We start from the raw sequence: 11,643 nt of genomic DNA, 5'->3' as shown, positions 1-11,643 counted from the left end.
TGCCTGCTCAGCAGCAGCGGAACCCCTGTCGGGGGTCCGACTCCTGGCCATCTGTCCGCTTACGCTCAAAAGTGCGGCGGCTGGGGACAGTTGCGGCCGGATGGTCCCTGCGAATATGGGCCACGTACCGTTCGTACGCCGACTCGTCGGTCAGCTCACGGACGTACCACCGCATCCAGCGCGCGCCGCGCAGCAGCCACGTCATGGAATCAGCTCCCGTTTCTCCTCGCGCGTCGCGATCAGTCCGGCGGGGGCCGTCAACTTCGACTCCACGTACGGCGCTTCGCTCAGGCGCGAGGCGGCGGGATCGCGGATGTGCTTGACGCAGATCCGGGCCGCGTCGGCGATCACGATGACGATGAGCAGGGCGAGCGCGGCCGAAAGGACGCCGTCCACCGTGGAGTTGGTGACCACGGTGTGCATGTCGTCCATGGTCTTGGCGGGCGGCAGGACCTTTCCGGCGTCGATCGCGTCCTGGTAGTTCGAGCGCTGCTGGAAGAAGCCGACGCGCGGATCGCTGGAGAACACCTTCTGCCAGCTCGCGGTGAGCGTGACCGTGGCGTCCCAGACCAGCGGAATCCCGGTGATCCAGGCCCACTTGAGGCGCCCGGACTTCACGAGGAGCGTCGTGCAGACGGCGAGTGCCACGGCCGCGAGCAGCTGGTTGGCGATGCCGAAGATCGGGAAGAGCTGGTTGATCCCGCCGAGCGGCTCGTGCACGCCCACCCACAGGAAGTACCCCCACAGGCCGGTGACCGCGGCGCTGGTGAGGACGAGTCCGGGACGCCAACTCACGTTCCTGAAGGGCTTGTAGACGTTGCCGAGCATGTCCTGGAGCATGAAGCGGCCCACGCGCGTGCCCGCGTCGAGCGCGGTGAGGATGAACAGCGCCTCAAACATGATCGCGAAGTGGTACCAGAAGGCCCGCATCGAGCCGCCGGTGACCTTCGAGAAGATCTCGGAGACGCCGATCGCGAGGGTGGGCGCGCCGCCCGTGCGCGAGAGCAGCGAGGACTCCTCGACGTTCTTGGCGGCCTGCGCCAGATCGGCCGGTGAGATGGAGTACCCGAAGCCCGCGACGGCCTTGGACGCCTCCTGGACGGTGTCGCCGATGACGCCCGCCGGTGCGTTCATCGCGAAGTACAGGCCGGGGTCGATGATGCTCGCCGCGACGAGAGCCATGATCGCGACGGCCGACTCCATCAGCATGGAGCCGTAGCCGATCATCCGGACCTGCGTCTCCTTCTGGATCATCTTCGGCGTCGTACCCGAGGAGATCAGCGCGTGGAAACCGGAGAGGGCACCGCAGGCGATGGTGATGAAGACGAAGGGGAAGAGCGATCCGGCGAAGACCGGGCCGTCGCCGCGCGAGGCGAAGTCGGTGACCGGGTCCATCTTCAGCGTCGGCAGGGTGATCACCACGCCGAGCGCGAGCAGCACGATGGTGCCGATCTTCATGAACGTCGACAGGTAGTCGCGCGGCGCGAGCAGCATCCACACCGGCAGGATCGAGGCGATGAAGCCGTACGCCACCAGCCAGATGACCAGCGTCGAAGGCGCCAGCGTGAAGGTGTCCGCGAGCGAGGACTCGGCGACCCAGCGCCCGGAGACCAGCGCGAGCAGCAGCAGGGCGATGCCGATGAGGGAGACCTCACTGACCCGGCCCGGACGCAGTACGCGCAGGTAGAAGCCCATGAGCAGGGCGATCGGGATGGTCATCGCGATGGAGAAGGTGCCCCACGGCGACTCGGCGAGCGCGTTGACGATGACGAGCGCGAGCACCCCGAGCAGGATGATCATGATGGCGAAGGTGGCGAGCAGCGCCGCGGCCCCGCCGAACGGGCCGATCTCCTCGCGCGCCATCTGCCCGAGCGACTTCCCGTCGCGCCGGGTGGAGAAGAACAGCACGACCATGTCCTGCACGGCACCCGCGAAGATCACGCCGACGATGATCCAGATGGTGCCGGGCAGGTACCCCATCTGCGCGGCGAGCACGGGCCCCACCAGCGGTCCCGCGCCCGCGATCGCGGCGAAGTGGTGACCGAGGAGCACCCGGCGGTCGGTCGGGTGGAAGTCGATGCCGTTGTCGAGCCGCTCGGCGGGCGTCGCCCGCGACTTGTCGACCTTGAGGACCTTGTACGCGATGAACTTGGAGTAGAAGCGGTACGCGATGGCGTACGTGCCGAGGGCCGCGGCCACCATCCAGGCGGCCGACACCTCCTCGTCGCGGGCGAGTGCCAGGACGGCCCAGCCCGCGGCGCCGATCAGCGCGACGAGGGACCAGATGACGATGGATCGAGGAGTTGCTCTGCGCACCGGGGCGTCCTCCCGTTCATCATGCGATGACGGGAGGAACGTAGAGCAGCGAAGTGATCCGCGCCAGACCCCGGGCGGGTGTCGGCCGAGTGTCGGCCGGTGGCCGGATCAGTCCGTGGGGCGCTTGAGGCGGGCCACGAACTTGTACCGGTCGCCGCGGTAGACCGAGCGCACCCACTCCACCGGCTGCCCCGAGCCGTCGAGGGAGTGCCGGGACAGGAGCAGCATCGGCAGGCCGACGTCGGTGCCGAGCAGACCCGCCTCGCGCGGGGTGGCGAGCGAGGTCTCGATGGTCTCCTCGGCCTCCGCGAGGTGCACGTCGTACACCTCGGCGAGCGCGGTGTAGAGCGAGGTGTACTTGACCAGGGAGCGGCGCAGTGCGGGGAAGCGCTTGGCGGACAGATGGGTCGTCTCGATCGCCATCGCCTCGCCGTTGGCCAGGCGCAGCCGCTCGATCCTGAGCACCCGGCCGCCCGCGCTGATGTCGAGCAGGCCCGCGAGGGTGTCGTCCGCGGTGATGTAGCCGATGTCCAGGAGCTGCGAGGTCGGCTCCAGGCCCTGGGCCCGCATGTCCTCGGTGTACGAGGTGAGTTGGAGGGCCTGCGAGACCTTCGGCTTGGCGACGAAGGTGCCCTTGCCCTGGATGCGCTCCAGGCGGCCCTCGACGACCAGCTCCTGGAGGGCCTGGCGCACCGTCGTACGAGAGGTGTCGAACTCGGCGGCGAGCGTACGCTCCGGGGGGACGGGGGTGCCGGGGGGCAGCGTTTCGGTCATGTCGAGCAAGTGACGCTTGAGGCGGTAGTACTTGGGAACGCGTGCGGTACGGCCGACTGTCGCACCCTCCGAGGGCGCGCCCACATCGGTCCCCGTGCCACCCGTCTCGGTGCCCATCGGCTGCCTTCCCGGCTCCTGTGCTGCTGCCGTCACCGGCTCCTCCGTCTGTCGCGGCTCACATCGTGGCACGGTACGGGCCGAGCAGACTCCGCCTGCTCAGGTGTCGGTCCGATAACGGACGCGACAGCCCTTCTTATACACCCTTGACACCCCTAAAGGTCTAGGCCAAGCTCCCCGTACTGGTCTACACCATTAAAGACCAGGTTCCAGTCCCACGGGCAGATCTCGGTCCATTTGGTCGCTGCGGGTGGGGGGTTGACTGGCATCCCTTGAGGAGGGTGACGTGAAGCGCAAGCTCATAGCGGCCATCGGTGTCGCGGGCATGTTGGTCTCGGTCGCGGCCTGTGGCGGTAGCGACGACGACAGTAAGGCCGGGGGCGCCGACGGCTACAAGGGCGAGACGCTGACGCTCTGGGCGATGGACGGCTCGACGCCGGACAAGTGGCAGAAGGACGTCACGGCGGCCTTCGAGAAGAAGACCGGCGCCAAGCTGAAGTTCGAAGTCCAGCAGTGGAACGGCATCCAGCAGAAGCTGACCACCGCCCTCTCCGAGGAGAACCCGCCGGACGTCTTCGAGATCGGCAACACCCAGACCGCCGCGTACGCCAAGACCGGTGGCCTCGCCGAGCTCGACGACCTCAAGAAGTCGATCGGCGCCGACTGGACCGAGTCGATGAACAAGGCCTCGGTCATCGACGGCAAGCAGTACGCCGCCCCGTGGTTCGTCCTCAACCGCGTCGTGGTCTACAACAAGAAGATCTGGGCCGACGCCGGCATCAAGGAGCTTCCCAAGACCCGCGCCGAGTTCCTCAAGGACCTCAAGCAGATCGGCGAGAAGACCGACGCCGAGCCGATCTACCTGCCCGGCCAGAACTGGTACCACTTCGTCGGCCTGACCATCGGCGAGGGCGCCGAGCTCGTCAAGAAGGACGGCGACAAGTACGTCTCCAACCTGGACGACCCGAAGGTCGTCAAGGCCATGAACACGTACAAGGAGTTCGCGGACCTCTCCAAGGCGCCGAAGAACAAGGACGAGGCCACCCCGCAGCAGGCCGAGGTCTTCGCCAAGGGCAAGACCGGCGCCTTCATCGGCATGAGCTGGGAAGCCCCCACCGCCATCAAGGCCAACCCGAAGATCGAGAAGGACATCGGCTTCTTCACGATCCCCGGCGCCACGGCCGACAAGCCCGAGGGTGTCTTCCTCGGCGGCTCCAACCTCGCCATCGCCGCGACCAGCAAGAAGCAGGACCTCGCCAAGGAGTTCCTGAAGATCGCGCTGTCCGACAAGTTCGAGGGTCAGTTCGCCAAGGAAGGCGGCACGATCCCGAACAAGAAGGCGCTGGAGTCCAACCTCAAGGGCAACCCGGCCGCCGAGGCCGCGGCCCCCGCCACCTCCGGCGGCGGCACCACCCCGCTGATCCCGGAGTGGGGCGCGGTCGAGAACCCGCCGAACCCGATCAAGAACTACATGACCGCGGTGCTCAACGGTAAGTCGCCTGCCGCCGCCGCCAAGCAGGTCGAGGGCGAGCTCAACAAGCGCCTGGCGCAGAAGCAGTAAGGACGCGTGCCCTGCCGGGGGCGGCGGGTGACACGACCCCGCTGCCCCCGGCGTAACCATGCGCACTGCGCGCACCCCGCGTTCCCTGCGTTCTCCGCGCTGCCCCCCGGCGATATCCGGGCCGACCCCGGCGTTCCCCGGACGGCCCCAGCGCTTCGCGTTGCCCACGAAAGAGATGGCGAGCATGACCGTGCAGAAGACCGAACGGCCGCCCTCCGGCCCGACGGAGGTGCAGACATCGGACGGCGGGCCACGACCAGGGGGCCCGCGCAGATCCGCCGGACGTCTCACCGGCGTCACGCCCTATCTGCTTCTTGCCCCCGCGATCATCGTCACCCTGCTGTTGCTGGGCTGGCCGCTGGTCAACAACGGGATCCTGTCGTTCCAGAACCTCAACATGCGGCAGTTCATCCTGCACTTGACCGAGTGGAACGGATTCGACAACTACAAGGAGGTCCTCACCGGCGAGGACTTCTGGCGGGTCACCGGGCGCTCGGTCGCCTTCACCGCCGTCAACGTCGTGCTGATCATGGTCCTCGGCACGCTCGTGGGACTCCTGCTCGCGCGCCTCGGCCGGAAGATGCGCACCTTCCTCCTGGTCGGCCTCGTGCTCGCCTGGGCGATGCCCGTCGTCGCGGCGAGCACCGTCTACCAGTGGCTGTTCGCGCAGCGCTTCGGCGTCGTCAACTGGGTGCTCGCCAAGATCGGCTTCGAGTCGATGGCCGACCACGACTGGCTGGCCACGCAGGCCTCGACCTTCTTCGTCGTCCTGCTGCTGATCGTCTGGATGTCCATCCCCTTCGTGGCGATCAACCTGTACGCCGCCACGACGACCATTCCCAAGGAGCTGTACGAGGCCGCGTCCCTCGACGGCGCGGGGGCCTGGAAGCAGTTCACCCAGGTCACGATGCCGTACCTGCGGCCCTTCCTCTACGCCACGACGTTCCTGGAGATCATCTGGGTCTTCAAGGCGTTCGTCCAGGTCTTCACGATCAACGAGGGCGGCCCCGACCGGCTCACCGAGATCCTGCCCGTCTACGCCTACATCGAGGGCATGGGCAACCAGCACTTCGGCATGGGCGCGGCGATCGCGCTGCTCACCATCGTCATCCTGCTGGCCATCACCTCGTTCTACCTGCGGATCGTGCTCAAGCAAGAGGAGGACGAGCTGTGAAGCGCTCGCTGATGGGCCGTCTGTGGCCCAACCTGGTCGCTGTCGTCATCTTCATCTTCTGCGTCTTCCCCGTGTACTGGATGTTCGCGACGGCCTTCAAGCCGACCGGCGACATCATCGCCGAGGACCCGGTCTGGTTCCCGACCAACGCCACCTTCGAACACTTCAAGACGGCGGTGGACGCCGACCACTTCTGGACGATGGCGGGCAACTCCCTCATCGTCACGCTGCTCGCGGTGGTCTTCTCGCTCATCATCGGTGTGACCGCGGCCTTCGCCCTCGCCCGGATGCGCTTCAAGGGGCGGCGCGGCTTCATCATCGGCTTCATGCTGGCGCAGATGGCGCCGTGGGAAGTCATGGTCATCGCGATCTACATCATCGTGCGCGACGCGGACATGCTGAACAGCCTGATCCCGCTGACCCTCTTCTACATGGTGATGATCCTGCCCTTCACCCTCCTCACGCTCCGCGGCTTCGTCGCCGCGGTGCCCAAGGAGCTGGAGGAGTCCGCCATGGTGGACGGCTGCACCCGCATGCAGGCCTTCCGCCGGGTGATCCTGCCGCTGCTCGCGCCCGGCCTGATGTCGACCTCGCTCTTCGGCTTCATCACCGCCTGGAACGAGTTCCCGCTGGTCCTCGTGCTCAACAAGGAAGCCGAGTCCAAGACCCTGCCGGTGTGGCTCTCCAGCTTCCAGACCCAATTCGGCGACGACTGGGGCGCCACCATGGCGGCCGCCTCGCTCTTCGCCGTCCCGATCCTGATCCTCTTCGTCTTCCTGCAGCGCAGGGCCGTGAGCGGCCTGACCGACGGCGCAGTGAAGGGATAACGCCGCACCATGACGACTTCCACGACCCACGCCGGTGACACGCTCACCCGCAACGCCCTGACCGTTCTCCAGCCCGGCTTCGACGGCACCACCGCCGTGCCGGACTGGGTACGCCACCGGATCGGCGAAGGCCTCGCCTCCGTCAGTCTGTTCGGCCGCAACGTGCGCACCGCCGAGCAGGTCGCCGCCCTCACCGCGCAGCTGAAGGCCGAGCGCGACGACCTCCTGATCGCCATCGATGAGGAGAGCGGCGACGTCACCCGCCTCGAGGTGCGCACCGGCTCCTCCTACCCGGGCAACCACGCGCTCGGCGCCGTCGACGACACCGACCTCACCCGTGAGGTCGCCGCCGACCTCGGCCGCCGCCTGGCCGCCTGCGGCATCAACTTCAACTGGGCGCCGTCCGCGGACGTCAACGCCAACCCGGACAACCCGGTCATCGGCGTACGTTCCTTCGGATCCGATCCCCTCGTCGTCGCGCGGCACACCGCCGCCTACGTCGAGGGCATGCAGTCGGCCGGCGTCGCCACCTCCGCCAAGCACTTCCCGGGGCACGGCGACACCGCGGTCGACTCGCACCACTCGGTGCCGCTCATCGACGTCGGCAGGGACGTGCTCGACTCCCGTGACCTGGCGCCGTTCCGCGCCGCGATCGCCGCGGGCACCCGCGCCGTGATGAGCGGCCACGTCCTGGCCCCGGCCCTCGACCCCGACAACCCGGGGACGCTCTCCCGCCGCATCCTCACCGACCTGCTCCGCGGGGAGTTCGGCTACGAAGGCCTGATCGTCACCGACGGCATGGACATGCACGCGATCGCCGGGACGTACGGCTTCGAGCGCGGCTGCGTGCTCGCCATCGCCGCGGGCGCCGACGCGATCTGCACCGGCGGCGGCCCCTCGGACGAGGGGACCGTGCTGCGACTGCGGGACGCCTTCGTCGAGGCGGTACGCACCGGGGAACTCCCCGAGGAACGCCTCGCCGACGCGGCCGAGCGCGTACGGGCGCTGGCGAGCTGGACCTCGGTGTCGGGCGCGGCCAGTCGTTCGGGGGGCGCGCCCGACACCGAGATCGGTCTCGTCGCGGCCCGCCGCGCGCTGACGGTCACCCGCGGCGAGACCTACGCGGCCCCGGTCACCGAGGCCCCCTACGTCGCCACGTTCTCCCCGCTGCCGAACATCGCGGTCGGCGACGAGACCCCCTGGGGCGTCACCGCCGAGCTGACGGCCGCCTTCCCCGGCACGGAGTCGGGCACCTTCTCCGGGGACGGCGCGGGCGCGAAGGCGCTCGCGGCCGCGGGCGGGCGCCGCATCGTCGCGGTGGTCCGCGACGCCCACCGGCACGCCTGGATGTCCGACGCCCTGAAGACCCTCGTCTCGGCCCGCCCCGACACGGTCGTGGTGGAGATGGGCGTCCCCAAGTCCGCCCCGATCGGCGCCCTGCACATCGCCACGCGGGGTGCGGCACGGGTGTGCGGGACCGCGGCGGCGGAGGTCGTCATCGGCGGCTGACACCCGCGCCGGGCAACCGACGCGGGAAGGGGCGCCCCCTGGCGGGGGCGCCCCTTCCGTGTCTGCGTGTCTGCGCGTGTCTGCGTGCGTCTCCCTTACAGACCCTGCCAGTCGGGCTTGTTGACGAAGGTGTGCCGGAAGTAGTCGGCGAGCTTCAGCTTGGAGGCCGCGGCCTCGTCCACGACGACCGTGGCGTGCCGGTGCAGCTGCAGCGCGGACGCCGGTACGACGGAGGCCACGGGCCCCTCGACCGTCGCGGCCACCGCGTCCGCCTTGCCCTCACCCGTGGCGAGCAGCACCAGGTGCCGCGCCTCCAGGATCGTGCCGATCCCCTGGGTGATGACGTGGTGCGGGACCTGCTCGATGTCGCCGTCGAAGAAGCGCGCGTTGTCCACCCGCGTCTGCTCCGTCAGCGTCTTGATCCGCGTCCGCGACGCGATCGACGAGCACGGCTCGTTGAACCCGATGTGCCCGTCGGTCCCGATGCCGAGCAACTGGAGATCCACGCCACCGGCCTCGGCGAGCGCCTTGTCGTATGCCTCGCAGGCGGCCTGCACGTCCTCCGCGCTGCCGTCGGGGCCCATGAAGGAAGCCTCGCTGAGCCCGAGCGGCTCGACGACCTCACGCAGGACCACGGAACGGTAGGACTCGGGGTGCCCGACCGGCAGCCCGACGTATTCGTCGAGCTGGCAGATGCGCGCACGCGAGGCGTCCACGGCACCGGCGGCGACCTTGGCGGCCAGCGCCTCGTAGATGGGCAGCGGGGTGGATCCGGTGGCGACACCGAGCAGGGCGTCAGGCTTGCGGCGCACCAGGGCGGCCATGGCCTCCGCGATGAGCTCGCCGCCTGCCTTGGCGTCCGGGACGATGACAACTTCCACGCTGGGCCTGCCGATCTGGAGAGGGGCTTCAGAGGACTGGTGGTATAGACCAATCTAGCAGAGCTGCGCCGCCAGAACAGTCGATTCCTGCGGTCCATGCTCGGCTCTCCACACCGCCTCCGCCCGTCGAGCGCCCGACCCCCACGCGAACCCCGCCCCACATCCCTCCCGCCTTCGCGCCCTGCCCTTGGCGCCCCCCAGCCCTTCGCTCCTTGCCCTTGGCGCCCCCCTGCCCTTGGCGCCCTTGGTGTCCCCGCCCCCCGTCACGCGGCGGGCCGCAGCAGAGGCGCCCCGCGCTCCGAGCGGGGAGAGTGGGAGGCATGACCGCCATGACTCCGCAGGACGGGCGCCACCCGCAGGGCGAGGGCAATGCGCAAGGCGGGGGCAATGCGCAGAGTGAGGGCAATCCCCAGGGCGGGCACCATGCCCAGGGCGGGCGCGACCCGCAGGGCGGGCACCATCCCCAGGGTGGGCATCACCCCCAGAGTGGGCACCACCCCCAGGGCGAGCACCATCCCCAGGGTGGGCATCACCCCCAGGGCGAGCACCACCCCCAGAGTGGGCACCATCCCCAGGGCGAGCACCACCCCCAGAGCGGGCGCGACCCGCAGAGCGAGCTGCCGGGGCGGATCATGTGCCGGGAGATGGCCGAGCAGCCCGAGGTGCTGCGCCGCATCCTCGACACGGGCGCCCCCGAGATCCAGGAGACCGCGCGGCTCGTCGCCGAGAAGAAGCCCCGCTTCGTCCTGCTCTCCGCCCGTGGAACCTCCGACCACGCCGCGCTCTACGCGAAGTACCTCCTCGAAGTGCGTCTCGGTCTGCCCTGCGGCCTCACCTCGATGTCCACCATCACGGCCTACGGGGCCAAGCCCGACCTGCGGGACGTCCTGGTCGTCACCGTGAGTCAGTCCGGTGGCTCGCCCGACCTGGTGGCCTCCGCCCAGGCCGCGCGCGAGGCCGGTGCGATCACCCTCGCGGTGACCAACAATCCGGATTCACCCCTGGCCGCCGTCTGCGAACACCACATCGACATCCTCGCGGGACCGGAGAGGGCGCTCCCCGCGACGAAGACGTACACCGCCGCTCTGCTCGCCCTCCACCTCTTCGTCGAAGGGCTCGCCGGGCCCGGCGGCGACACCGGCGCCGCGCTGCTGCCGGACCTCGCGGCCCAACTCCTCGACAGGCAGGGCGAGGTCAAGGTCCTGGCCGCCCGCTACCGCTTCGCGGAGCGCATGGTGATCACCTCCCGTGGTTACGGCTATCCGACCGCCAAGGAAGCGGCCCTGAAACTGATGGAGACCAGCTACATCCCGGCGCTCGCCTACTCCGGCGCCGATCTGCTGCACGGCCCGCTCGCGATGGTCGACAACATCTCGCCCGTCATCGCGGTCGTGCCGGACGGCCGGGGTGGCGAGGCGCTCCAGCCCGTCCTTGACCGGCTGCGCGGCCGCGGCGCCGACCTGGTGGTCATCGGCCCGAAGGCACAGGTCGAGCAGGCGTCGGCCGGTTTCGTCCTGCCCACCGACGACGTACCCGAAGAGCTCCAGCCGATCCTGGAGATCATCCCCCTGCAACTGCTCGCCTACGAGGTGACCATCGCGCGCGGGCAGGACCCGGACGCGCCACGGGCCCTCGCGAAGGTGACGGAGACGCGCTGACCCGCCCACCGGCCCGCGCCGCCGCGGACCCCGGCACGGGCCGCCGACCAGCAGGTCACAGTCCCAGCATCGAGCCGCCCGTCGCGTCGATGTACTGGCCGGTGACCCATCGCGCGTCGTCCGAGGCCACGAAGGAGACGACGTCCGCCACGTCGGCGGGCTGGCCTATGCGGTCGAAGGTCGAATACCCCGCCATCTCCGCCTGCTGTGCCTCGGGGATGCCGTCCATCATCTCCGTCTCGATGATGCCCGGCGCGACCGCGTTGACCGTGATCCCGCGGGGGCCGAGCTCCTGCGCCAGCGTGTGCGTCAGGACGTTCACCGCGCCCTTCGTCATCGAATACGCCACGGTGACCGGGAAGGCGATGCGCGTGACGCCCGACGAGATGTTGATGATCCGTCCGCCGCCGCGCAGCCGGTCGAGTCCCTTCTGGGTGACGAAGAACAGTGCCTTGGCGTTGACCGCGAACACGCGGTCGTAGTCCGCCTCCTGGACCTCGCCCACGTGGCTGTAGAGGCCGATGCCCGCGTTGTTCACCAGGATGTCCAGGCCGTCCGCGTGCCGGTCGAACTCCGTCCAGAACGCTTCGGCGTCACCGGGCACCCCCAGCTCGGCGCCGAACGCGAAGGCCGATCCGCCCGCGGCCTCGATCGCCGTCACGGTCTCCTTCGCCGCCACCTCATTGCTGCCGAAGTGCACGCCGACCCGCGCCCCGTCCCGCCCGAGCCGCTCGGCGATGCCTCGCCCGATGCCCCGGCTACCGCCCGTGACCAGCGCCGTCTTCCCCGCAAGCCTGCCCGCAGATGCACCCATGTCAGGCGCCCC

Annotated in this window: 10 protein-coding genes; 5 read left to right on the top strand and 5 right to left on the bottom strand. The window is 69.4% G+C overall.

Annotated features, from left to right (window positions below; genetic code table 11):
* Positions 1–7 precede the first annotated feature (7 nt).
* The 3 genes from CP970_RS14265 to CP970_RS14255 all read right to left on the bottom strand — a co-directional run bounded on the left by CP970_RS14265 (position 8) and on the right by CP970_RS14255 (position 3,207).
* Positions 8–205: a CstA-like transporter-associated (seleno)protein gene (locus CP970_RS14265; RefSeq protein WP_055551101.1), complete on the bottom strand. Its 198-nt coding sequence runs from the start codon at positions 203–205 to the stop codon at positions 8–10.
* Complete coding sequence (locus CP970_RS14260; RefSeq protein ID WP_055551099.1) at positions 202–2,316, bottom strand: carbon starvation CstA family protein; 2,115 nt, start codon at positions 2,314–2,316, stop codon at positions 202–204. Before CP970_RS14260 ends, CP970_RS14265 begins: the two co-directional genes overlap by 4 nt.
* A 108-nt stretch (positions 2,317–2,424) precedes the next feature.
* Positions 2,425–3,207: a GntR family transcriptional regulator gene (locus CP970_RS14255; protein ID WP_055551097.1), complete on the bottom strand. Its 783-nt coding sequence runs from the start codon at positions 3,205–3,207 to the stop codon at positions 2,425–2,427.
* A gap of 286 nt (positions 3,208–3,493) precedes the next feature.
* On the opposite strand from CP970_RS14255, the gene CP970_RS14250 reads away from it, so the two are divergent.
* The 4 genes from CP970_RS14250 to CP970_RS14235 all read left to right on the top strand — a co-directional run bounded on the left by CP970_RS14250 (position 3,494) and on the right by CP970_RS14235 (position 8,278).
* Positions 3,494–4,768: an extracellular solute-binding protein gene (locus CP970_RS14250; RefSeq protein WP_055551095.1), complete on the top strand. Its 1,275-nt coding sequence runs from the start codon at positions 3,494–3,496 to the stop codon at positions 4,766–4,768.
* A 184-nt stretch (positions 4,769–4,952) separates the two neighbouring features.
* On the top strand, positions 4,953–5,942 hold the full coding sequence (locus CP970_RS14245) for a carbohydrate ABC transporter permease (RefSeq protein ID WP_055551150.1): 990 nt from the start codon (positions 4,953–4,955) through the stop codon (positions 5,940–5,942).
* Positions 5,939–6,769, top strand: a complete 831-nt coding sequence (locus CP970_RS14240) for a carbohydrate ABC transporter permease (RefSeq protein WP_055551093.1) — start codon at positions 5,939–5,941, stop codon at positions 6,767–6,769. The genes CP970_RS14245 and CP970_RS14240 overlap by 4 nt, the downstream gene beginning before the upstream one ends.
* Before the next feature lie 9 nt (positions 6,770–6,778).
* Positions 6,779–8,278, top strand: coding sequence for a glycoside hydrolase family 3 protein (locus CP970_RS14235; RefSeq protein WP_055551091.1), 1,500 nt, complete (start codon positions 6,779–6,781; stop codon positions 8,276–8,278).
* Between the two features lie 95 nt (positions 8,279–8,373).
* On the opposite strand, the gene nagB is transcribed toward CP970_RS14235, so the two are convergent.
* Positions 8,374–9,159 carry a glucosamine-6-phosphate deaminase gene (nagB, locus tag CP970_RS14230; protein ID WP_055551089.1) on the bottom strand — a complete coding sequence of 262 codons (786 nt, stop codon included), beginning with the start codon at positions 9,157–9,159 and terminating at the stop codon, positions 8,374–8,376.
* A 632-nt stretch (positions 9,160–9,791) separates the two neighbouring features.
* Between nagB and CP970_RS14225 the strand changes: the two genes are divergently transcribed.
* Entirely contained in the window at positions 9,792–10,817 is a 1,026-nt protein-coding gene (locus CP970_RS14225; RefSeq protein WP_055551708.1) for an SIS domain-containing protein, read from the top strand.
* A gap of 55 nt (positions 10,818–10,872) precedes the next feature.
* On the opposite strand, the gene CP970_RS14220 is transcribed toward CP970_RS14225, so the two are convergent.
* Positions 10,873–11,631, bottom strand: coding sequence for an SDR family oxidoreductase (locus CP970_RS14220; RefSeq protein ID WP_055551711.1), 759 nt, complete (start codon positions 11,629–11,631; stop codon positions 10,873–10,875).
* Positions 11,632–11,643: the final 12 nt, after the last annotated feature.

This window comes from Streptomyces kanamyceticus, assembly GCF_008704495.1.
GTDB lineage: Bacteria > Actinomycetota > Actinomycetes > Streptomycetales > Streptomycetaceae > Streptomyces > Streptomyces kanamyceticus.
This window is presented reverse-complemented; position numbering and strand designations above follow the sequence as displayed.

What these genes read in the sequence shown, in the direction of transcription:
- CP970_RS14265 (WP_055551101.1), bottom strand. Translation starts at nt 205, where the DNA reads ATGACGTGGCTGCTGCGCGGCGCGCGCTGGATGCGGTGGTACGTCCGT.
- CP970_RS14255 (WP_055551097.1), bottom strand. Translation starts at nt 3,207, where the DNA reads ATGGGCACCGAGACGGGTGGCACGGGGACCGATGTGGGCGCGCCCTCG.
- CP970_RS14245 (WP_055551150.1), top strand. Translation starts at nt 4,953, where the DNA reads ATGACCGTGCAGAAGACCGAACGGCCGCCCTCCGGCCCGACGGAGGTG.
- CP970_RS14235 (WP_055551091.1), top strand. Translation starts at nt 6,779, where the DNA reads ATGACGACTTCCACGACCCACGCCGGTGACACGCTCACCCGCAACGCC.
- CP970_RS14225 (WP_055551708.1), top strand. Translation starts at nt 9,792, where the DNA reads ATGTGCCGGGAGATGGCCGAGCAGCCCGAGGTGCTGCGCCGCATCCTC.
- CP970_RS14220 (WP_055551711.1), bottom strand. Translation starts at nt 11,631, where the DNA reads ATGGGTGCATCTGCGGGCAGGCTTGCGGGGAAGACGGCGCTGGTCACG.